The organism is Methylobacillus draconifructus (genome assembly GCF_045984355.1).
In the GTDB taxonomy this organism is placed as follows: Bacteria; Pseudomonadota; Gammaproteobacteria; order Burkholderiales; family Methylophilaceae; genus Methylobacillus; species Methylobacillus flagellatus_A.
In genome coordinates this window covers 474,249-495,001 of the sequence record NZ_JBJQII010000002.1, presented here as the reverse complement: position 1 = coordinate 495,001, position 20,753 = coordinate 474,249, and the positions used below count along the sequence as shown (strand labels likewise).

Annotated in this window: 22 protein-coding genes; 20 read left to right on the top strand and 2 right to left on the bottom strand. The window is 56.2% G+C overall.

Going from position 1 to position 20,753, the window contains the following annotated elements:
• The first annotated feature begins 23 nt into the window (after positions 1-23).
• From nuoI to ACJSDX_RS06080, 20 genes are all read left to right on the top strand, one after another.
• On the top strand, positions 24-515 hold the full coding sequence (gene nuoI / locus ACJSDX_RS06175; RefSeq protein ID WP_309566660.1) for an NADH-quinone oxidoreductase subunit NuoI: 492 nt from the start codon (positions 24-26) through the stop codon (positions 513-515).
• 197 nt (positions 516-712) lie between these two features.
• Positions 713-1,351 (top strand): NADH-quinone oxidoreductase subunit J, encoded by a 639-nt coding sequence (locus ACJSDX_RS06170; protein ID WP_407993947.1) that lies wholly within the window; start codon positions 713-715, stop codon positions 1,349-1,351.
• Positions 1,352-1,367: 16 nt separating this feature from the next.
• Positions 1,368-1,676 (top strand): NADH-quinone oxidoreductase subunit NuoK, encoded by a 309-nt coding sequence (gene nuoK, locus ACJSDX_RS06165; RefSeq protein ID WP_309566657.1) that lies wholly within the window; start codon positions 1,368-1,370, stop codon positions 1,674-1,676.
• Positions 1,677-1,735: 59 nt separating this feature from the next.
• Positions 1,736-3,760 (top strand): NADH-quinone oxidoreductase subunit L, encoded by a 2,025-nt coding sequence (gene nuoL / locus ACJSDX_RS06160; protein ID WP_407993946.1) that lies wholly within the window; start codon positions 1,736-1,738, stop codon positions 3,758-3,760.
• Positions 3,761-3,766: 6 nt separating this feature from the next.
• Positions 3,767-5,254, top strand: coding sequence for an NADH-quinone oxidoreductase subunit M (locus tag ACJSDX_RS06155; protein WP_309566652.1), 1,488 nt, complete (start codon positions 3,767-3,769; stop codon positions 5,252-5,254).
• A 21-nt stretch (positions 5,255-5,275) separates the two neighbouring features.
• Positions 5,276-6,724, top strand: a complete 1,449-nt coding sequence (gene nuoN / locus ACJSDX_RS06150) for an NADH-quinone oxidoreductase subunit NuoN (RefSeq protein WP_407993945.1) — start codon at positions 5,276-5,278, stop codon at positions 6,722-6,724.
• A gap of 46 nt (positions 6,725-6,770) precedes the next feature.
• The gene (locus ACJSDX_RS06145; protein WP_407993944.1) at positions 6,771-7,064 is read left to right on the top strand and encodes a DUF2818 family protein; all 294 of its coding nucleotides are present in this window, start codon (positions 6,771-6,773) and stop codon (positions 7,062-7,064) included.
• A 39-nt stretch (positions 7,065-7,103) separates the two neighbouring features.
• A complete protein-coding gene (locus ACJSDX_RS06140; protein ID WP_407993943.1) occupies positions 7,104-7,688 on the top strand; it encodes an NUDIX domain-containing protein in 585 nt (194 codons plus the stop codon).
• On the top strand, positions 7,685-8,515 hold the full coding sequence (locus ACJSDX_RS06135) for an SDR family oxidoreductase (RefSeq protein ID WP_309566644.1): 831 nt from the start codon (positions 7,685-7,687) through the stop codon (positions 8,513-8,515). Before ACJSDX_RS06140 ends, ACJSDX_RS06135 begins: the two co-directional genes overlap by 4 nt.
• A gap of 357 nt (positions 8,516-8,872) precedes the next feature.
• Complete coding sequence (locus tag ACJSDX_RS06130; RefSeq protein ID WP_309566642.1) at positions 8,873-10,672, top strand: methanol/ethanol family PQQ-dependent dehydrogenase; 1,800 nt, start codon at positions 8,873-8,875, stop codon at positions 10,670-10,672.
• A gap of 87 nt (positions 10,673-10,759) precedes the next feature.
• The gene (gene moxJ / locus ACJSDX_RS06125; protein ID WP_407993942.1) at positions 10,760-11,602 is read left to right on the top strand and encodes a methanol oxidation system protein MoxJ; all 843 of its coding nucleotides are present in this window, start codon (positions 10,760-10,762) and stop codon (positions 11,600-11,602) included.
• Positions 11,603-11,627: 25 nt separating this feature from the next.
• Entirely contained in the window at positions 11,628-12,122 is a 495-nt protein-coding gene (gene moxG / locus ACJSDX_RS06120; RefSeq protein WP_405029521.1) for a cytochrome c(L), periplasmic, read from the top strand.
• 98 nt (positions 12,123-12,220) lie between these two features.
• Positions 12,221-12,496: a methanol dehydrogenase gene (locus ACJSDX_RS06115; RefSeq protein WP_309566638.1), complete on the top strand. Its 276-nt coding sequence runs from the start codon at positions 12,221-12,223 to the stop codon at positions 12,494-12,496.
• 142 nt (positions 12,497-12,638) lie between these two features.
• Positions 12,639-13,658, top strand: coding sequence for an AAA family ATPase (locus tag ACJSDX_RS06110; protein ID WP_407993941.1), 1,020 nt, complete (start codon positions 12,639-12,641; stop codon positions 13,656-13,658).
• 31 nt (positions 13,659-13,689) lie between these two features.
• Entirely contained in the window at positions 13,690-14,553 is an 864-nt protein-coding gene (locus ACJSDX_RS06105; RefSeq protein ID WP_407993940.1) for a DUF58 domain-containing protein, read from the top strand.
• Entirely contained in the window at positions 14,553-15,425 is an 873-nt protein-coding gene (locus ACJSDX_RS06100; protein WP_407993939.1) for a hypothetical protein, read from the top strand. The genes ACJSDX_RS06105 and ACJSDX_RS06100 overlap by 1 nt, the downstream gene beginning before the upstream one ends.
• Complete coding sequence (locus ACJSDX_RS06095) at positions 15,422-16,423, top strand: vWA domain-containing protein (protein WP_407993938.1); 1,002 nt, start codon at positions 15,422-15,424, stop codon at positions 16,421-16,423. The genes ACJSDX_RS06100 and ACJSDX_RS06095 overlap by 4 nt, the downstream gene beginning before the upstream one ends.
• Before the next feature lie 14 nt (positions 16,424-16,437).
• Positions 16,438-16,980 carry a hypothetical protein gene (locus ACJSDX_RS06090; protein ID WP_407993937.1) on the top strand — a complete coding sequence of 181 codons (543 nt, stop codon included), beginning with the start codon at positions 16,438-16,440 and terminating at the stop codon, positions 16,978-16,980.
• A 2-nt stretch (positions 16,981-16,982) separates the two neighbouring features.
• The gene (locus ACJSDX_RS06085) at positions 16,983-18,005 is read left to right on the top strand and encodes a vWA domain-containing protein (RefSeq protein ID WP_407993936.1); all 1,023 of its coding nucleotides are present in this window, start codon (positions 16,983-16,985) and stop codon (positions 18,003-18,005) included.
• Positions 18,002-18,505 carry an SRPBCC family protein gene (locus tag ACJSDX_RS06080; RefSeq protein WP_407993935.1) on the top strand — a complete coding sequence of 168 codons (504 nt, stop codon included), beginning with the start codon at positions 18,002-18,004 and terminating at the stop codon, positions 18,503-18,505. The genes ACJSDX_RS06085 and ACJSDX_RS06080 overlap by 4 nt, the downstream gene beginning before the upstream one ends.
• Before the next feature lie 61 nt (positions 18,506-18,566).
• Here ACJSDX_RS06080 and ACJSDX_RS06075 read toward each other — a convergent pair whose 3' ends face one another.
• Entirely contained in the window at positions 18,567-20,036 is a 1,470-nt protein-coding gene (locus ACJSDX_RS06075; protein WP_407993934.1) for a pyridoxal phosphate-dependent decarboxylase family protein, read from the bottom strand.
• A complete protein-coding gene (locus ACJSDX_RS06070) occupies positions 20,033-20,698 on the bottom strand; it encodes a 2OG-Fe(II) oxygenase (protein WP_407993933.1) in 666 nt (221 codons plus the stop codon). Before ACJSDX_RS06070 ends, ACJSDX_RS06075 begins: the two co-directional genes overlap by 4 nt.
• Positions 20,699-20,753 lie beyond the last annotated feature (55 nt).

The window sequence follows — 20,753 nt, the reverse complement described above, 5'->3', positions numbered from 1 at the left end:
AACTATTTCATTGAGAAACTAGGATGATCGGCAAGATAAAAGAATTGTTCGCAAGTTTCATGCTGCTTGAGCTGGTCAAGGGCATGGCCTTGACCGGCCGCTACTTCTTCGCGCGCAAGGTCACTGTGCAGTTCCCCGAAGAGCGCACGCCCATGAGCCCGCGCTTCCGCGGCCTGCATGCGCTGCGCCGCTATCCCAACGGCGAGGAGCGCTGCATTGCCTGCAAGCTGTGCGAAGCGGTATGCCCGGCCTTGGCGATCACGATCGAGTCCGAGCAACGCGAAGACAATACCCGCCGCACCACGCGTTACGACATCGATCTGACCAAATGCATTTTCTGCGGTTTTTGCGAAGAATCCTGCCCGGTGGATTCCATCGTCGAGACCAGGATTTTCGATTACCACGGCGAGAAACGCGGAGATTTGCTGTACACCAAGCCCATGCTGCTGGCCGTTGGCGACAAGTATGAAGAACAGATTGCCGCGGACCGTGCGGTGGATGCGCGATATCGCTAGAAATTTGATAATAAGGGCGGCTTAACAAAACCCAGCAAGGCGGTCCTGGCTAGGCGCTCTGCCGCAGGCAGTACAGTTGTATGACCAGGCAGGGCAAAAACGCCAGGAGAGTTTTGTTAAGCCGATCTAAGAAAGCCACGAGGAGGAGTAATGGATATGGCGCTGCCGATAGCGCTTGTATCCATGAGGAGAGCATCATGATATTCCAGGATTATGTTTTTTACGCCCTAGCCGCCATCCTGCTGTTTGCCGGATTGCGCGTGATTACGGCCCGCAACCCGGTGCATGCCGCCTTGTTCCTGGTATTGGCTTTTTTCACTGCCGCAGGCATCTGGCTGCTGCTGGAAGCCGAATTCCTGGCCATTGCCCTGGTGCTGGTTTATGTCGGCGCGGTCATGGTGTTGTTCCTCTTCGTCGTGATGATGCTCGACATTAATCTCGACAAGCTGCGCGAAGGGTTCTGGAACGCATTGCCGGTTGCCTTGCCGGTCGGTCTTCTCATGGCCGCCGAAATGGTGATGATCCTGGGCAGCAAGCATTTCAGCGCGGACATGCTCAGCGCGCCTGCGCCCCGGCCGGCCGGATACAGCAATACTGCGGAGATCGGTCGCCAGCTGTACACCGATTACCTGCTGCCGTTCGAGCTGGCTTCCGTCGTGCTGCTGGTCGCGATCGTTGCGGCGATCGCTCTGACGTTGCGCGAGCGCAAGGACTCCAAGTTCATGGACCCTGCGGAGCAGGTCAAGGTCAAGCGCGCCGACCGCGTGCGCATCGTCAGCATGCCGGCAGAAAAGGAAATCGTGCTGGCTTCAGAACCTGCGGTTGAAAAGAAATAAGAATGAGGATGCAGCAATGAGTGTAGGACTCTCGCACTACCTGATTTTGGGCTCGATATTGTTCGCCATCAGCGTGATCGGCATTTTCCTCAACCGCAAGAACGTGATTGTGCTGTTGATGGCGATCGAATTGATGCTGTTGGCGGTGAACATGAATTTCATTGCATTCTCGTATTACCTGAATGACATTGCCGGGCAGATATTCGTATTTTTCATTCTTACCGTGGCTGCGGCCGAGTCTGCAATCGGCCTGGCGATTCTCGTCCTGCTGTTCCGCAATTTGAGAACCATCAATGTCGATGATATTGGCAGCTTGAAAGGATAAACCATGCAAGCCCTGCAAATTTTCATTCGGCATGCCGTATTGAGCCCTGGAGTATTGGCATGACGGTGCAAAGCCTTTATCTCTGGATTCCCTTGCTGCCATTGTTCGCCGCCGCCGTGGTCGGCCTGTTCGGCCGCCAGTTGCCCCGCGCTTCGGCGCATTGGCTAACGATTGCCGGCGTGGCTGCATCGTTTGCCTTGTCTGTCTGCGTATTCATGGACGCATTGCACGGCAATGTCTTCAACGGCACGGTGTATACCTGGCTGACCAGCGGCGGGCACCGCTTCGAGGTGGGCTTCCTCGTCGACCGCCTCACGGCGACCATGATGGTGGTGGTTACCTTCGTCTCGCTAATGGTGCATATCTACACCATAGGCTACATGGCGGAAGACCCCGGCTACAGCCGTTTCTTCAGCTACATTTCGCTGTTCACCTTCTCGATGCTGATGCTGGTAATGAGCAACAACTTCATGCAGCTCTTCTTCGGCTGGGAGGCGGTGGGGCTGGTGTCCTACCTGTTGATCGGCTTCTGGTACAAGCGGCCTACGGCGATTTATGCCAACCTCAAGGCATTTCTCGTCAACCGCGTCGGCGATTTCGGCTTCCTGCTGGGTATCGGCATGGTGCTGTACTATCTCGGCAGCCTGGATTACGCCGCCGTGTTCTCGATTGCGCCGCAATTTGCCGATACTACCGTCGAGCTGGTGCCGGGACATCCGTGGTCATTGATGACGGTGATCTGCATCCTGCTCTTTATCGGCGCCATGGGCAAGTCGGCGCAGGTGCCGCTGCACGTCTGGCTGCCGGATTCCATGGAAGGCCCGACGCCGATCTCCGCATTGATCCATGCCGCCACCATGGTGACGGCCGGTATCTTCATGGTGGCGCGCATGTCGCCATTGTATGAACTGTCGACCACGGCCTTGTCGTTCGTATTGGTGATCGGCGCGATCACGGCCTTGTTCATGGGCTTCCTCGGCATCATCCAGCACGACATCAAGCGGGTGGTGGCGTATTCCACCCTGTCGCAGCTGGGCTACATGACGGTGGCGCTAGGCGTTTCCGCCTATTCGGTGGCGATTTTCCACCTGATGACGCATGCCTTCTTCAAGGCCTTGCTGTTCCTCGGGGCCGGGTCCGTAATCATGGGCATGCACCACGACCAGGACATGCGCAACATGGGCGGCTTGCGCAAATACATGCCGATCACCTGGATCACCTCCTTGGTCGGCTCACTGGCCCTGATCGGCACGCCATTGTTCAGCGGCTTCTATTCCAAGGATTCCATTATCGAGGCCGTCAGTTTCTCCCATATTCCCGGTAGCGGCTTTGCCTATTTTGCCGTGCTCGCAGGCGTGTTCGTCACCGCGTTCTATTCCTTCCGCATGTATTTCCTCGTCTTCCACGGCAAGGAAAAATGGATGCAGGAAAAAGCCCACGGCCATCATGACGAACACCACCACGATGACGAACACGACGAGCACCATCACGGGCTGGGGCCGCATGACAAGCCGCATGAATCTCCATGGGTGGTGACGGTGCCGTTGGTGCTGCTGGCCATTCCCTCGGTGCTGATCGGTTATGTCGCGATCGATGCGATGGTATTCGGCGATTACTTCAACGACATCATCTATGTGGATCACCATCAGCACGGCGCGATGCACGAGCTGGCGCATCATTTCCACGGCGCATGGGCGATGGCGCTGCATGGGCTGACATCGCTGCCGTTCATCCTCGCGGCTTCCGGCGTGGCGCTGGCCTGGTTCTTCTACATGAAGCGCCCGGATATCCCGGCAGCGATCAAGGACAGGTTCGGGCTGGTTTACCGCATCCTCGACAACAAGTACGGCTTCGACAGCTTCAACGAGAAATTCTTTGCCGGCGGCTCTCGCTTCCTTGGCGGCAAGCTCTGGCAGATCGGGGACGTCAAGCTGATAGACGGCCTGCTGGTGAACGGCTCTGCGCGCTTGGTGGCCTGCGTTGCCGGACTGGTGAGGCGCCTGCAGACCGGCTTGGTGTACCACTATGCGTTTGCCATGATCATCGGCGTTTTCCTCCTGCTCACTGTCTTCATGAAAATATAACAAGCTATGAATGACTTACCTTTCCTGAGCCTGTCGATCTGGGTGCCTATCCTGGCAGGCGTATTGGTGCTGTTCACCGGCGGGGACAAGCACGCCGGCGCTGCGCGCTGGCTGGCCCTGCTGGGCAGCATTGCCGGCTTTGCCGTGACCGTGCCGCTCTATCTCGGTTTCGATACGCAATATGGCGGCTTCCAGTTCGTGGAGCGCCTGCAGTGGATTCCTGCGTTCAATATCCAATACCATCTGGGCGTAGACGGGATTGCAGTGCCCTTGATCCTGCTGACCAGCTTTACCACCTTCATCGTGGTCATCGCCGGCTGGGAAGTGATCGAGAAGCGGGTGGCGCAATACATGGCAGCCTTCCTCATCATGTCCGGCATCATGATCGGCGTATTCTCCGCCTTGGACGCCATCCTTTACTATATCTTCTGGGAGGCGATGTTGATCCCGATGTTCCTGGTGATCGGCGTGTGGGGCGGGCCGAACCGGGTCTATGCCACGATCAAGTTCTTCCTCTATACCTTGCTCGGTTCGTTGCTGATGCTGGTGGCGTTCATCTACCTGTATCACCAGAGCGGCAGTTTCGATATCGCTGAGTATTACCGCATGCCGTTGGCCTTGGACGTGCAGGTCTGGATATTCATCGCCTTCTTCATGGCGTTTGCCGTCAAGATCCCGATGTGGCCCGTGCATACCTGGCTGCCGGACGCCCACGTCGAGGCGCCGACGGGCGGCTCGGTGGTGCTGGCCGCGATCGCGCTCAAACTGGGCGGGTATAGCTTCCTGCGTTTCGCCATGCCCATCGCGCCGGACGCGTCGCATTACCTGGCGGGCTTCATGATCACCCTGTCGTTGATCGCCGTGGTGTATATCGCGCTGGTGGCCCTGGTGCAGAAGGATATGAAGAAGCTGATCGCCTATTCGTCCATCTCGCACATGGGCTTCGTCACCCTGGGCTTTTTCCTGTTCAACCCGCTGGGCCTGGAAGGCGCGATCGTGCAGATGATCTCGCACGGCTTCATTTCTTCCGCGATGTTCCTCTCCGTGGGCGTGCTGTACGACCGCATGCATTCGCGCCAGATTGCGGATTACGGCGGCGTGGTCAACACCATGCCGGTGTTTACGGCTTTTGCCGTGCTGTTCGCCATGGCCAATGCGGGCTTGCCGGGCACATCCGGCTTCGTCGGCGAGTTCATGGTGATCCTGGGTACGGTGCAGGTGAATTTCTGGTATGCCTTCCTGGCGGCGACCACCCTGATCTTTGGCGCCGCTTACACCTTGTGGATGATCAAGCGGGTTTATTACGGCGAGATCGCGAATCCCCAGGTGGCCGCACTGCAGGATATCAATCGGCGAGAGTTCTTCATCCTGGGCCTGTTGGCCATTCTGGTGCTGGGTTTCGGGATCTATCCGCAGCCCATCACCGAAGTGACCCACGCAACCGTGAGCCAACTGCTTGAGCATATGGCGTTGAGCAAGCTGCCGCCACTGTAATTGTGACGAGAATATACCGACATGAATGCCATATCCCTTGACCTGATGACAGCACTACCGGAAATCGTCGTGCTCGCGATGGCGATGTTTATCCTGTTGCTGGACCTGTTCCTCAAGCCGTCTAGCCGTTTCCTAATTTATGTGCTCTCGCAGCTGACCTTGCTTGCTGCGGCCATCATTACCGTAGTGACCCATTCTACCGTGGTGGAATACGCCTTTAACGGCATGTTCGTGGATGACGCGCTTGCGGATATCCTGAAACTGGGAATCTACTTGGCCACTTCGGTCACCCTGATCTACACCCGCACCTATGTCTCGTTGCGGGGCATGTTCAGGGGCGAGTTCTATGCTTTGGTGCTGTTCTCGACCCTGGGCATGATGGTCATGGTGTCGGGGCAGCATTTCCTCACCTTGTACATCGGCCTGGAATTGCTTTCACTATCCTTGTATGCGTTGGTGGCGCTGGACAGGGACAACGCCAGTTCGACCGAGGCCGCGATGAAGTATTTCGTGCTCGGCGCGCTTGCATCCGGCATGTTGCTGTACGGCATGTCCATGCTCTATGGCGTGACCGGCAGCTTGAATATCGCCGGGGTGGCCGAGGCATTGCTCAATGGCGCGCCGGATCATGGCGTGCTGGTGCTGGGTTTGGTGTTCATTGTCGCCGGCTTGGCTTTCAAGCTTGGCGCGGCGCCGTTCCAGATGTGGGTGCCGGACGTCTATCACGGCTCGCCGACGGCGGTGACCTTGTTTATCGGGTCGGCAACCAAGATAGCGGCCTTCGCCATGGTGGTGCGCCTGTTGATCCAGGCCATGTTCGTGCTCGCGGCGGACTGGCAGGGGATGTTGGTCATCATGGCCGTCTTGTCGATGGCGATAGGCAATATTGCCGCGATTGCGCAAACCAATATCAAGCGCATGCTGGCGTACTCGACCATTTCGCATATCGGCTTCCTGCTGCTGGGTTTTTTGAGCGCCAGCCTGAACGGCTATGCCTCGGCGACCTTCTACATCCTGTCGTACGTGCTGATGACATTGGCAGGCTTCGGCGTCATCCTGCTCTTGAGCCGCCAGGGCTTTGAAGCAGATAGACTGGAAGACCTCAAGGGGCTGAACCAGCGCAATCCCTGGTATGCCTTCCTGATGTTGCTGGTCATGTTTTCCATGGCAGGCATCCCGCCGACGCTGGGTTTCTACGCCAAGTTCACGGTATTGCAGGCGGCGTTGCAGGCAGGGTTCACGGTACTGGTGGTCTTTGCCGTGCTCATGGCGCTGATTGGCGCCTTCTACTATCTTCGTGTCGTCAAATATGTGTACTTTGACGAGCCGGATGACCGCAGCGCGATTGCGGCACCAATTGACATGAAGCTGGTCTTGAGTATTAATGCTATTGGTTTACTCATACTCGGCATGCTGCCGCAACGTCTCATGGATGCTTGCGCTTATGCCATTATTCACAGCATTCAATAATCAGGTCAGGCGCAGCATATCCTGCGCCTGAAGTGTAGCCTACGTCATGACAATTACGATCCTGTTGCTGCTGGCATTGCTCGCGGCCAACTTGCCTTGGTTTTCCGAGCGCCTGTTTTACTTCATTCCGTTGAAAAGCCAGCGTAAGGCGCTTGGCTGGAGCCTGCTGGAATTGATCGTGCTTTATTTTGCCGTCGGCATGATGGCGATTGCGGTCGAACGCGGCAGTATCGGCCAGGTGGCTGCGCAGGGCTGGGAATTTTACGCCATCACTTTCAGCTTGTTCATCGTCTTTGCATTCCCGGGTTTCGTATACCGCTATCTCTGGCGCAAGCCTTAGGGACTGTGCCCCCGCCATATCACACCAAGAGTTCATCTTATGAGTCATCACCAATACGACGACCAGGACCTTGCCGAGGTCACCTTGTCATCCGAGACCATTGCCGAGGGCGGCATGCTGCTGGTCAAGCGCGACCAGGTGCGCGTGCCCTCGGGAGCCACCAGCCAGCGCGAATATGTCATCCATCCCGGCGCGGTGGTGGTAGTTCCCGTGCTGGATAACGGCAATTTATTGCTCGAGCGTCAGTTCCGTTATCCCTTGTCCCGCGTGTTCATCGAGCTGCCTGCCGGCAAGATCGACGCAGGAGAGCCGCACCTGGAAACGGGGAAGCGGGAATTGCTCGAGGAAACAGGCTATACGGCGGCAGAGTGGGTTTATCTTGGCCTGCAGCATCCCTGCATCGGCTATTCCAACGAGGTGATCCACATCTACCTTGCCCGAGGCTTGTCCGCCGGGCAGCATAACCGCGATGTGGACGAAGCCTTGCAATTGTTCGAGGCCAGCCTGGAGCAGTGCCTGCAGATGATACGGAACGGCGAGCTGACCGACGGCAAGACCATCGTCGGATTGTTCCATGCGGAGAAATTTCTCCGCGGCGAATGGCCTGGGAAGGAGCAACGTTGAGCAGGGTATTGATCGCGGGGTGCGGCGATCTCGGCCTTGAGTTGGCTCGCCGCCTGGCGGCGCAAGGACATGAGGTGACGGGATTGCGGCGTTCCGAACAGCCCATGCCCGCCGGCGTGCAAACCCTGATTGCCGATGTCACCCGGCCGGAAACGCTGAAGCCGCTTTCCCACACCCGGCTGGAAATACTGGTGTACTGTGTCGCAGCGACCGAATACAGCGATGAGAATTACCGTCTCAGCTACGTTGAAGGCTTGCGCAATCTATTATCGGCATTGAAGAATGTTCCATTGCAGCATGTGTTTTTTGTCTCCAGCACGGGCGTATATGGCCAGGAAACGGAAGATTGGCTGGATGAGGATACACCGGCCATTGCCTCCGACTTCAGCGGCAGGCGCATGCTGGAGGCAGAGGCCCTGCTGGCGGATTATCCTTCCAGCGTGTTGAGGTTTTCCGGCATCTACGGGCCTGGACGCCTGCGCATGATCACCTTGGCGCAAACGCCGGAGCAGTGGCCGTCAAGGAACGCATGGACCAACCGCATTCACCGGGACGACGGCGCTGCATTTATCGCTTATCTGATACAGCAACGAGCCTATGGGATGCCTGAGCGTCTCTACCTGGTGACGGACAACCAGCCCTTGCCAGTCCATGACCTTCTGCGCTGGCTTGCCGATCAGCAGAACATCGTTTATACAGGCGGTGCAACGCCCCCGGTACAAGGCAATAAGAAATTGAGCAACGCGCGGATGCTGGCGAGCGGTTATCAGTTTATCCACCCGGATTATGTATCGGGATATGGTGCCTTGCTTGCTGCAATGAGCTGACCGGCATTTGCTGTAACAATGAAGAAAACGCCACAAGGGCAGCCTTGTGGCGTTTTTTATTTAGCGGCAGTTCAACATAATCCTTAGGCGGTTCGGGTGATTTTCCCGAAGGGGATATTTTAAATATAGCAATATGCCCCAGCCATTTAGAGGGAGTAGCTCAGGCAGTTTAGCTATAAGCCCTGTAAATATCATGCTTCCCGGCAAGGCTGGGTCACGACATTGGTGTGAATACTTTCCTATCTAATCGGGAATCTTTCATCTGTTGCACTTGTTACAAATTGTTAAAAATTGTTTCTGCCGAGTAACAACCGATCGGCAGGGAGTTTGTAATCAAACCAGAATGAGGAGAAGTATATGAAAGGCAGAGTAACCCACGTCGGTATCAGCGCTGCTGTCAGCAGTCTGCTGGTGCTTGCGACGATGCAAGGTGCTCAGGCAAACCAAGATCTGCAAAATCTGACAAAGAACGCAGACAACTGGGCTTTGCAAACCGGTAACTACACTGGTCAGCACAATAGCACACTGAGCCAAATCAATAAAGGCAACGTCAAGAACCTGAAGGCAGCTTGGTCTTTCTCCACCGGCGTGTTGCACGGTCATGAAGGCGCGCCATTGGTGATTGGCGACATGATGTACATCCACAGTGCGTTCCCTAACAACACATTCGCTGTTAACTTGAATGACCCTGGCGTGATTGCCTGGCAGCACAAGCCAAAGCAAATCGCTTCCGTTAAGGCTGTTGCATGTTGCGACATCGTTAACCGCGGTTTGGCTTACGGCGACGGCAAGATCGTCAAGACTCAGCTGGACGGCAAGCTGGTTGCCCTTGATGCCAAGTCCGGTAAGGTCGTGTGGGAAATCGAAGTATGTGATCCTAAGGTTGGTGCAACACTGACCCAAGCTCCATTCATTGTAAAGAATACTGTTCTGGTTGGCTGCTCCGGTGCTGAGCTGGGTGTTCGTGGTGCTGTTAACTCCTTCAACCTGAAGACCGGCGAACTGCAATGGCGTGCCTTTGCAACTGGTCCTGACGAAGAAGTGCGCTTGGCCAAGAACTTCAACAGCGACAATCCACACTACGGTCAATTCGGCCTGGGTCTGAAGACCTGGGAAGGTGATGCATGGAAGATCGGTGGCGGTACTAACTGGGGTTGGTACGCTTACGATCCTAAGCTGAACCTGTTCTACTACGGTTCCGGTAACCCAGCGCCATGGAACGAAACCATGCGCCCTGGCGACAACAAGTGGACCATGACTATCTGGGCGCGTGACCTGGACACAGGCGAAGCCAAGTGGGGTTACCAAAAGACTCCTCACGACGAGTGGGACTTCGCTGGCGTGAACCAAATGATCCTTTCCGATCACAAGGTTGATGGCAAGGTAACTCCTCTGCTGACCCACATCGACCGTAACGGCATCATGTACACGCTGAACCGTGACAACGGTAACCTGATCCAGGCTGCCAAGGTTGATCCAGCCGTAAACGTGTTCAAGAAAGTTGACCTCAAGACAGGTACGCCAGTACGTGACCCTGAGTTCAGCACACGCATGGACCACAAGAGCACCAACGTATGTCCTTCCGCCATGGGTTTCCACAACCAAGGTCTGGATGCATTGGATCTTGACGAGCCTATCGTTTACGCAGGCCTGAACCACATTTGTATGGATTGGGAGCCGTTCATGCTGCCATACCGTGCCGGTCAGTTCTTCGTAGGTGCAACCCTGGCGATGTACCCTGGACCTAGCGGCCCAACCAAGAAGGAAATGGGTCAAGTACGCGCCATGGACATCGTGACAGGCAAGTACAAGTGGACCAAGTGGGAGAAGTTCGCTGTTTGGGGCGGTACTCTCGCTACCAAGGGCGGCCTGGTTGCCTACAACACGCTTGATGGCTACATCAAGGCCCTGGACAAGGACAACGGCAAGGAACTGTGGAAGTTCAAGATGCCATCCGGTGGTATCGGTGCTCCTATGACCTACCAGTTCAAGGGTAAGCAATACATCGGCTCCATGTACGGTGTAGGTGGTTGGCCTGGCGTTGGTCTGGTATTCGACCTGACCGATCCTAGCGCTGGTCTGGGTGCTGTAGGTGCCTTCAAGGAGCTGCAGAACCACACTCAAATGGGCGGTGGCCTGATGGTGTTCAGCCTGTAATTCAGTAAAAGCAAGCTGATGTGATATTCCGGGGCAGCAGGTCTGCCCCGGTATCTAAGTGAAATTGCGTTTTGGAATTGAGTACACATGCATATTGTTGATAAGAAATCCTGTATCAGTGCTGTTAAAGCCGCATTGGTTGGTGTTGCCGGAATGCTGGCCTTGCAGGCCCAGGCGGCAGATGAGTTGAGAGTATGCGCAGGTAAGGACGAGTTGCCTTACTCAAATGACAAGCAACAGGGCTTTGAGAATGAGATTGCCAAGGTGGTCGGCAAGGCCATGAACCGCAAGGTCTCATTTGTGTGGTGGTCTGATGCGCGCTACTCGGTCAGGGATTTTCTTGACAAGAAGCAGTGTGATGTTTTGCTGGGATTGGACAAGGGCGATCCACGCGTCCTGAATACCAAGACCTACTATAAGTCCGGTTATGTGTTCGTGACACGCAAGGACAGGGAAATAGATATTACCTCCTGGGATCATCCATACCTCAAGGAGCGCAATTTTAGGCTGGGATTCTTACCTGACAGTCCTGCCAAGAACATGATGCTTGAGATCGGCCGTTTTGATGACATGTTCGACTATCTGACCGAGCTGACCGATTTCAAGTCCACGCGTAATCGCTACATCAAGATTGACGAGCGCAAGCTGGTCAATGACGTGATTACCATGAAATTGCATGCTGCTGCCATTTGGGGCCCGACAGTTGCAAAGTATGTGGCGGAATCCCCCACACCGTTGAATATGGTGCTGATCGAAGACAACGCCACGCGTGCCAACGGCAGCAAAATTCCTATGCAGTACGAAGTAGTAATGGGCGTACGGCTTGGCGACGAAGCCTTGAAGGCTGAGTTGGACAAGGCCATTACGTCTAGCCAGCAAGAGATTGATGCGATTCTCAAGAGAGAACACATTCCTCTCTTGCCAATCTAGTTTTTTTGTAACTCCGGGGTAGTAAATGTTTAAAAAATTAGCAGTTGTAGGTGGTTTGAGTGTGTTTCTGGCTTCAGGCTTTGCCTTGATGCCTGCACAAGCGGACCTTGATTTCCGTGGCACCATTTCCGGTGAGCCTTTGGACTTTGAAGGCGAAACCGAAAGCCCGCAATTCAAGGAATTCAAGAATACTGGTGTCAATCCGTACAACGGTGACCAAGAAGCCTTGAATAAAGGTTACGTCATCTTCGCAACAGCTTGCTCTGGTTGCCATGGCCACTTGGCTGAAGGCAAGCTGGGCCCTGCATTGTCAGATGATTACTGGACTTATCCAACCAATTTGGAAGACAAGGGCCTGTTTGAAACCATTTATGGTGGGGCGGCTGGTCAAATGGGTCCGCAGCAGGGCTTGCTCGAGCCGGATGAAATTTTGCATGTCATGAGCTGGGTACGCGCTTTGCAAACTGAGCCAGAAAAGGCGAAGAAAGCAGTGGATACCTTTGAGCATCGCAACGGTTAATTTCAGTTAATTGTGCATAGGAATTCTGCCGGAAAGCTGACTGGTGGCCTCCGGCAGATCAGTAGTACCACCAGCAACCATAACACAAGGAGATATCAATGAAACGCGTTTTGACATTAGTAGCAACCGTAGGTGCGATGGTTGCCTCTGGCCTTGCTTTCGCATATGACGGCCAAACCTGTCGTGCTCCTGGCGACTGCTGGCAAGCCAAGCCTGGTTATCCAGAGAAGATTGCTGGTTCTAAGTACGATCCTAAGCACGATGCTGCTGAACTCAGCAAGCAAGAAGCTGCTATCAAGGCAATTGATGAGCGCAATGCTAAGCGTATTGCCAATGCAAAGGCTACCGGCACTTTCAAGTTTGACGTGAAGTAAGCTTGTGATATGTCGAAGGCTGATGTCCGGATACGGACATCAGCCTTTTTACTGAGATGGCAGGCTTGGTTGGTAGTTTATTTAAATGACATTTCCCAAAGTGTCATTCAAATAAAATCTTCAGTCAGCAGGATGCAATGAGATGCAAGAGCAAATAAATCTGAATGAGTGGCGAGAGCGCGCACTGTCATTTGAGCAATCTGCCAATAAGGTCATGCTTGGACTGGAGAAACAGGTTCGCGCACTGACGATTGCCATTTTCTCGCGCGGACATGTCCTGCTTGAAGGCGACGTCGGGGTTGGCAAGACGACCTTGCTGAAAGCGGCCTCTCGCTTGCTTGGCGGCGCGTATCAACGCATCGAGGGCGCGATCGACCTCATGCCGGGCGATTTTCTCTACCATGCCTATATCGACCAGAATGGCCAGCCTGCCGTGGCGCCTGGACCGTTGTTGCGGCATGAGGAAAACCTGGCCGTATTTTTCTTCAACGAAATCAACCGTGCCCGGCCGCAAGCACATTCGCTATTGCTGAGACTGATGGCTGAGCGCAGCGTCAATGCGTTCAATCGCGACTATTCCTTTCCCCACTTGACCGTCTTTGCCGATAGAAACGGTCTCGAGCGCGAGGAAACGTTCGAGTTGCCAGCCGCGGCGCGCGACCGCTTCTTCATGGAAGTTTCCGTGACCGCGCCGGAGGATAAAGAGCTGCAGCGCGACTTGATGTTCAGTACCCGGTTCCACGATGCGGACGCGCTGATCGAGACGTTGGAGCCCGGCCTGGTTCCCTACGACAAACTGAACGCGGTATCCGCCGCGATCCAGGAAAACGTGCGTTCCGAGCTTGCCTTGCAGGATTATGCAGTCAATATCTGGCAGGCATTGCGCCACCCGGAGCGTATCGGCATCGAGATCGAAGACGTCGATATCAGCCGCCTGGTGGCCGGAGGCGCCAGCCCGCGCGGCATGGCCATGTTGATGCGGGCAGCGCGTACACGCGCCTGGCTGGAAGGCCGCGATTACCTGACTCCGGATGATATCCGTGCTGTTTTCCCTGAAACCGTAGGGCACCGTGTGTTCTTTACGCCGGCGTACGAATTGCGCCGCGATGAAATTGCCCCTGCACTGCTGAGCGGCGTACTCAACAAGATCCCTGCGCCCTAGGTTGCACAGGCCCTGACAGGCAAGCATTATTTTGGCAAGCTTTACACCACAGGAATTCTATTACCACCTCCGCTGGCGTGCCCGCGGCGCCCAGCCGGGAGCCCATGCCACCCGCACACCCGGTAGCGGGACAGATTTTGCCGGGCATGTGCCTTTCATGGACAATCCCGATCCGCGCCGACTGGATTTGCGCGCCAGCCTGCGCGTGATTCCTCGGCGTTACGTGGTGCGCTCTTTCTTCGAGCGCGGGGCGATCGTGGTGTATGCCCTGTTGGACGTATCAGCCTCTATGCGGTTTGCCGGCAATGCCGAAAAGAAGCGCTTGCTTGCCGATATTACCGCGGCAATCGCCTGGTCCAGCACCCGTCACGGGGACGCGTTTTCGCTGCTGGCCTGTGATGACGTTGTCCGGCAGGATCTGTTCAGCCCTCCCTCCGCCCGGCGTGGCCTTGCCCAGGAGTTGCACCGGAAAATATTGGGCGCGGACATTCGCCCCCAGTCCGGGGCAACAGGCTTGCCGCGCGCGATCGAGCAGGTGCGACCAAGCCGGTCATTGGTGTTCCTGATTTCCGATTTCCACCTGGATGAGACATTGCTGAGCAATACCTTGACGAGTTTCTCTGCACACGACGTCGTGCCCTTGGTGCTGTGGGACAGCAGCGAATACCGCGACCTTCCTGAATGGGGATGGGCGCGCGTCAGGGATATGGAGGGTCAAGGCGACCGTTCCATTTTCCTGCGGCGCAGCCTCAAGCGCGAAATCGAACAGCGCTACCTGGAACGCAAGAGCGAACTCAAGAAGCTGTGCCGGCAATACGGCGCCCGCGCCCCATTTTTTATTGAAGACAAATTTGATGCCGGCTTGCTGACGCGTCATCTTTTGGAGGCTAGTTGATGAGACGTGTATTGTTGTCTTTGCTATTCCTGACCTTGCCTGCTTTTGCCGCGGAAAAGAGCATCAATGCGCAATCGTTCGTGCGCGACATCGGCTACCGTGTCGGCGATATCGTCGAGCAACGGGTGGAGGTCGTGGTGCCGACAGGCTTTGAATTCGATGAAAGCTCGTTGCCAAAGCGCCTCGGGGCGGGCGCCCATATCGAGTTGCGCGATGTCGCACATAAAACCGAGAACACCAGCAAGGGGGTCAAGCATACCCTCCTGTTCGATTGGCAAGTATTCCGCACCCTGCGGGATGTCCGGTCGATTCCGTTGCGCGCCCTGGATTTGCAGTTCCGCAAGGGGGATGAGATCCTGGTGGCGCGTCTGCAGCCAGCCGAAGTCCTGATGGCTCCCATGCTGCCCACGATGCTGACCAAGGAGCAGGCGACGCCGCGTGAGGCCATCGCGCCTCAGGCGCAGCCGCTGGAGCCTATCCTGCAGCAAATAGGCTGGTCTATCGTCGGGCTCTTGGTCGCTGTTCTTTATTTTGCCTGGCGGTTTGACTACCTGCCTTTCCGCGGCAAGCATGCCAGCCCTTTCCGCAAGGCCGCGCGGGAAATCCGCCGCCTGCGCAACCAGCAAGGCGGGTTGCAGGCATCGATCCGGATTTTGAGCCGTGCGTTCAACGACTATGCCAATGCTGCCGTCACCCAGGAAGGGCTCAAGCAATTCTTTGCCAAGCATCCTGAAACGCAGCAATTCCAGGCTGAGATAGAAAAATTCTTCCTGGCGACGCAACAGATGTTCTTTGCGGGCAAGGCCGACACCATCAGCAAGACCGAGGTGGAAAAGCTGGCACGCCAGCTGAGCTTGATGGAGACGCCGTGAGCGAGTTTCTCCAGAACGCGGGCGCCGGGCTGCAAGCGCCGGGCTGGCTGGCGTTATTGCTGCTGGCTTTGGTGCCATTGCTGGTGCGCGGCCATGCCGCATTTCCTTACCCATCCATCCTGCGCTTGCCCGAGGATGAGCTGTCGCTGTGGATAGAACGCTTTTGGCGTTGGGCGGGGGCGTTGGCTATTGCCGCAATGGCGATTGCATTGTCCGGGCCATATTGGGGCGAGCAACAACTGGAAAAAGTCGGGCGCGGTGCGCACGTCATGATTGTGCTGGACCGCAGTGCGAGCATGAATGACAGTTTCGCCGACTCCGCCAAGAGCGATAGCGAATCGAAAATGGCGGCGGCACGCCGTGTCCTGCAGTCTTTTGTGAGCCAGAGCCGCGAGGATCTGCTGGGCATGGTGACGTTCAGCACCTCTCCCATCTTGGTTGCGCCCCTGGGCGGCGACCGCGAGGCGGTGCTGGCCGCATTGCGTGCCACGGAAGCGGGCGGCATGGGCTTTACCGCGGTGGCGCGCGGCCTCGGCATGGCGCTGGATTATTTCGAGGGGCGCCCGGTTACCGGCGCGCGGGCGATCCTGCTGGTGTCCGATGGCGGGGCGCATCTGGATGTGAAGACGCAGGATTTGCTGCGCGAAATGTTCCATCGCCAGGGCGCCTCCCTGTATTGGGTTTACCTGCGTTCTGCCAACGGCGTCAGCATCAAGAATGCGCCTGAGGATGAGGACCTCGATGCTTATCCCGAGCATCAGCTGCATGATTACTTCAAAACGTTGGGTGTGAACTACCACATATACGAAGCGGAAAGCCCAAAAGCGGTGGAAGAGGCGCTGACCGACATCGCCGAGCTCAAGAACCAGCCTGTGAAGTATTACGAAGCCGCTGCGCGCCAGGATTTGAGCTGGATATTCTATTTATTGTCGCTGTTGTGTGCCGCAGCATTATTTGCCCTACACCTGACGGAGGTTAAGAGATGGCGCGCCGTTTAAGGCTATTTCCGTGGATGTTGCTCTTGTTGGTGCTCGCTACGGCAGGCCTGGTCTGGAGCAGCGTGAGTCTGTACCGTGCGGACATTTACAACCACAAGCTGGAAGCAGGAGAGCCGCAGTCAGGCAAGTCCGCGCGCGAGCTGTTTGCCGATGCCTGGTTGCTGGCAGAGCAGGGGCAAACCGAACAGGCGCTCGAGCTCTATGTCGAAGCCGCCGCCAAGGGGGGTGAGGAACTGCGCAAAGCCGCCTATTTCAATTCCGGCAACCTGTATCTTGCCCAGAGCGTGGATATCCTCGAAAGCGAAGGCTACGTTTCCTGGGACAAGGTTGGGCCGTTGATGTCGTTGTGCAAGGAGAACTACAGCAAGGCGCTCCTCATCGATCCCGAATGGATCGAGGCCAAATACAACCTGGAGCTTGCTTTGCGCTTGTCGCCGTCGTTTGCCGGGGTGAAGACGCCAAACCGCTATAACGAGGATGACGATGAGGTGAAGGAAGACGAAAAGCGCCCTGACGGCTGGCCGTCGATTCCCGGTTTTCCTAGAGGGATGCCTTGATTTTGCAGCGCTTTAGATTTTCCAGCCTGGACCTGCGCGGCCGCATGATGCTGGCAAGCGTGGTGTTGCTCGCGATCACCATGCTGAGCCCCAGCGCCACGTTGCCGCGGCGGGTGTTCGATTGGTTTTTCGTGCTGGATATCACCCAAAGCATGAACGTGCGTGACTATACGCTGGACGGGAAGAGCATCAGCCGGCTGGAGCTCTCCAAGAAAGCCATGCGCGAAGCATTGCGTGACCTGCCTTGCGGCTCCACCGTCGCCCTTGGCATGTTTACCGAACGCGGAACGCAGAACATCGTGCGGCCGCTAGAGGTCTGTGCGCATTTCTCCGCGCTGGACCAAACCATAGACCACATGGATTGGCGCATGGCCTGGGCTGCGGATTCGTTCATTACCCACGGGGTGTTGAGCGGCATCGAGCAGGCAGCCAAGCTTGGGCCCGACGTGCACCTGGCATTCTTTACCGATGGGCACCAGGCGCCGCCATCCAACCCTGATTATTTGCCCAAGTTCGAGGGCAAGCCGGGCGAAGTCGGCGGCATATTGGTCGGTACAGGCAAGGAAGAGTTGAGCAGGATTCCCAAGCTGGACGAGCACGACAACATCATTGGCTATTGGGAATTGGAAGAAGTGATGCGTTTTGCCACGTTCGGCATGTTCACATCCAAGTCTGTCCATGAAATGGAAAAGGACATGGAAGTGGAGGACGACGACGGCCTTAACCGCCGTAACGCATCCCATGGCCGCAACCCGGCAGAAGATACAAAAGCCAACCTTTCCGGGCTGAATGAAAAAGAACTGAAGCAATTGGCCGAAACCACAGGCCTTAAATATAAACGCTTGGACTCGCCGCATGGATTCGCGCGTGATGCCACCGCAACCGGCATGGCAACTTGGCGGTCAGGCAAGACCGACCTCAGGCCATGGTTTGCCTTGCCAGCACTTTTATTGATTTTGGCGTTTTTTATGCCGCCAAGGTTTTTCGATTTCGTTCAACAACATTTGAGGTTTAAAAAAAGATGAAGTTATTAATTGCAATACTCAGCCTTGCCATTGCCGCGCCTGCATTCGCTCACGGCCCTACCCCGCGCAAGACGGATGAGGTGGTTGTGGTCAAGGCCGCCCCGGACGCAGTCTGGGCGAAGATTGCCGAGCCTTGCGGCATTGCCAAGTGGCACCCTGAAGTCAAGGCATGCGAAGCCGTCGATGACAAGACCGCCAACCTGACCCTGCAAAACGGAGGCAAGATCCAGCAGCAGGTAGACGAGCTGGACGTCGCCAACAAGACATTGTCATACCGCCTGGGCGGCGAGATCGCACTCGAGGCATTGCCGGTAAGTTCTCTGACCGGCCGCATCAAGGTGGAAGCTGATGGCAGCAACTCCAAGGTAAGCTGGATGGCGCGTTTCTACCGTTTCGATACCGGTAACGAGCCGCCTGAAGGCCAGGACGATGAGACTGCGCAAAATGCGGTAGACAGCTTCATCAAGGCTGGCCTGGCAGGCCTGGAGTCCGGCAAGTAAACAGGCAAGCATTCGAGGAAGCAAAGGGCAGGGTCCACCTGCCCTTTTTTATTGGCGCTTATCAGGCGGACTGTATAAGCAGGCTGTCGCCGATAAGCCGGATGCTTTCCAGCAGGGCTCGCTGGTGCGACGGCTGGGTATAAGGGTTCATGAATGTGCACCGTAGCCAGATATGGCTGTCGATATTAACCTGGCTCAAATGGAACAATTCCTGTTGCAGCAGTTTTTTTCGGATATCCATCTGTAAGGCATTCAACATTGCCTTATCCAATGCGGCATTGCTTAAATAGCGGAAACAGACAATATTGGTCTGCGGCAGCATCAGTAAGGAAAAGTGTTGGGTTTTGGCGACAAGGCCGGCAAACTGTCCAGCCAGGGAGAATACATGCTCGATCAAGGTCGCTATTCCCTGCCTGCCGTAGAGCTTGAAAGCCGCCAGCAATTTCAGCCCCATCATGCGCTTGGTGCATTCCAAGGTGCGGCGGCTGGTATTGAAACCCATTGCTTCTATGTCGTCGTCCTCATGAAACAGGTAAGAGGCGTCCTGCGAGAACGCACTATAGCTGCTGGCAGCGTCGCGGAACAGCACGGCAGAGACCGTGGCGGGCATGTACAACAGCTTATGCGCATCCCAGGTGACGGAATCCGCCAGCGCCATGCCTTCCAGTTTTTTGCGATGATCTGCCGAAAGCAGTGCCGAGGCCCCGTGAGCGGCATCGACATGCATCCAAAGGCCGTGCGAGCGGCAATATTCCCCTACTGCCTGCAACGGGTCGATACTGCCGGTCGCTGTGCAGCCTGCGGTCGCCACCACCGCCATGACGGTTTCCTGCCGTGCTGTGCACATGTCATGCGCTTGCTTCAAGGCCTCGGTGGACATTTTTCCTTCCGCATCCACTGCTACAGGGAGGACTGCTTCCGCTCCTAGCCCCATGATGCCTGCGGCACGGCTGATGGAGTAATGCGAAAGCGCTGATGTGAGGATGCGTAGCCGCGGCGCAGTGTCGACGCCCTTGTTCCAGATGCTGTTCCCAACCTGCTGTCTTGCTGCAAGCAGGGCGGTGAGATTGGCCTGGCTGCCGCCCGAGGTCAGCACGCCAGATCCTTCAGGCCAGCCGATTAAGGTATTGAGCCAGCGGATGACTTGGCGCTCTATGAGCGTAGCCGCCGGGCCTGCCTCGTAGACCGCCATGGCCTGGTTGCTCAGTGCAGCCACCAGGTCGGAAAGCGCCGCCATGGGCAAGGGCGGCGCTGCCTGGTGCGCCATGCTGTGCGGGTGGTGCATCGCGAGGTTGCGGGGCAATATTGCCTGTCGAATCCAATCGGCGAAATCTTCAGGACGAAGTTCTGGATGCTCCGGCATGGTTTCCTGCCATGTTTGTTCCGCCTCAAGCGGAGGCTGCCATTGGATGAGGCTGGCATCGCCGCTCAACTCGCTGGCGAGCTGTTCGGCCAGCATGTCGATCAATGCATGGCCGCTGGCACGGAACTGTTCCGGGTCGAACAGGGGGTCGAGCCCTGGCAAGCTCATGACAGGCTGGAGCCGCGCTTCCTGAACCATCCGGTCAGGCTGATGCGTGGCTGGGACGCTGGAAGCACTTCATGCCAGAACTTGCCGGATAGAAACGCGACAAGCGTGCCGCCAAGCGGTACGGTGTCGATATAAGGCTCGGGTTCTTTCCCATCCAGGTAGAGGCGCAGCTGGCCGCCGTATTCCTCTTTCCAGTCTTCGTTTAAATAGAGAATGCAGCTGACCTGCCGCTCCTCGTTGCCACGAAACTGATCCAGGTGCTTGTTGTAAATCGCGCCCGGAGGATAGATGGCAAAGTGGTTTTCAAGCTCGAACAGGCCCAGGAAAAGGTGGCGGTTGAGCGATTCGCGCAGGGTTTCCATGATGGCGGAAAACTCTTGCTGCACCGGGCTGGCATCGGCATGGTCCAGCCAATGGATCAGGTCGCCGCGCACCTTGTTATCCAACTGGTTGTTTTCAGCCTTGCCTATGGTGGCGCGCTGCAGCTTGCCGGCTTCCTGCAATGTCAGGGCCTCGTTGCGCAACGCCTGAATAAAAGTGTCAGGCAGGAATCCGGGCACGATCACATAGCCTTGTCCGGCAATGCCGTCAGTGATCTGGTCGATATGGTGGCTGGTTGTAGCAAAAGGCAGCATGAAGAACCTTGGTTTGAATTTAACCATTATTATAACGGCGTGTTCGCTGCGCACGCAGGCTTAGATTTTTGGCATTCAGGAT

What these genes read in the sequence shown, in the direction of transcription:
- ACJSDX_RS06145 (WP_407993944.1), top strand. Translation starts at nt 6,771, where the DNA reads ATGACAATTACGATCCTGTTGCTGCTGGCATTGCTCGCGGCCAACTTG.
- ACJSDX_RS06075 (WP_407993934.1), bottom strand. Translation starts at nt 20,036, where the DNA reads ATGAGCTTGCCAGGGCTCGACCCCCTGTTCGACCCGGAACAGTTCCGT.
- ACJSDX_RS06110 (WP_407993941.1), top strand. Translation starts at nt 12,639, where the DNA reads ATGCAAGAGCAAATAAATCTGAATGAGTGGCGAGAGCGCGCACTGTCA.
- nuoL (WP_407993946.1), top strand. Translation starts at nt 1,736, where the DNA reads ATGACGGTGCAAAGCCTTTATCTCTGGATTCCCTTGCTGCCATTGTTC.
- nuoK (WP_309566657.1), top strand. Translation starts at nt 1,368, where the DNA reads ATGAGTGTAGGACTCTCGCACTACCTGATTTTGGGCTCGATATTGTTC.
- moxJ (WP_407993942.1), top strand. Translation starts at nt 10,760, where the DNA reads ATGCATATTGTTGATAAGAAATCCTGTATCAGTGCTGTTAAAGCCGCA.
- ACJSDX_RS06100 (WP_407993939.1), top strand. Translation starts at nt 14,553, where the DNA reads ATGAGACGTGTATTGTTGTCTTTGCTATTCCTGACCTTGCCTGCTTTT.
- ACJSDX_RS06170 (WP_407993947.1), top strand. Translation starts at nt 713, where the DNA reads ATGATATTCCAGGATTATGTTTTTTACGCCCTAGCCGCCATCCTGCTG.
- ACJSDX_RS06080 (WP_407993935.1), top strand. Translation starts at nt 18,002, where the DNA reads ATGAAGTTATTAATTGCAATACTCAGCCTTGCCATTGCCGCGCCTGCA.
- ACJSDX_RS06155 (WP_309566652.1), top strand. Translation starts at nt 3,767, where the DNA reads ATGAATGACTTACCTTTCCTGAGCCTGTCGATCTGGGTGCCTATCCTG.
- nuoN (WP_407993945.1), top strand. Translation starts at nt 5,276, where the DNA reads ATGAATGCCATATCCCTTGACCTGATGACAGCACTACCGGAAATCGTC.
- ACJSDX_RS06090 (WP_407993937.1), top strand. Translation starts at nt 16,438, where the DNA reads ATGTTGCTCTTGTTGGTGCTCGCTACGGCAGGCCTGGTCTGGAGCAGC.
- ACJSDX_RS06130 (WP_309566642.1), top strand. Translation starts at nt 8,873, where the DNA reads ATGAAAGGCAGAGTAACCCACGTCGGTATCAGCGCTGCTGTCAGCAGT.
- moxG (WP_405029521.1), top strand. Translation starts at nt 11,628, where the DNA reads ATGTTTAAAAAATTAGCAGTTGTAGGTGGTTTGAGTGTGTTTCTGGCT.
- nuoI (WP_309566660.1), top strand. Translation starts at nt 24, where the DNA reads ATGATCGGCAAGATAAAAGAATTGTTCGCAAGTTTCATGCTGCTTGAG.
- ACJSDX_RS06115 (WP_309566638.1), top strand. Translation starts at nt 12,221, where the DNA reads ATGAAACGCGTTTTGACATTAGTAGCAACCGTAGGTGCGATGGTTGCC.
- ACJSDX_RS06070 (WP_407993933.1), bottom strand. Translation starts at nt 20,698, where the DNA reads ATGGTTAAATTCAAACCAAGGTTCTTCATGCTGCCTTTTGCTACAACC.
- ACJSDX_RS06140 (WP_407993943.1), top strand. Translation starts at nt 7,104, where the DNA reads ATGAGTCATCACCAATACGACGACCAGGACCTTGCCGAGGTCACCTTG.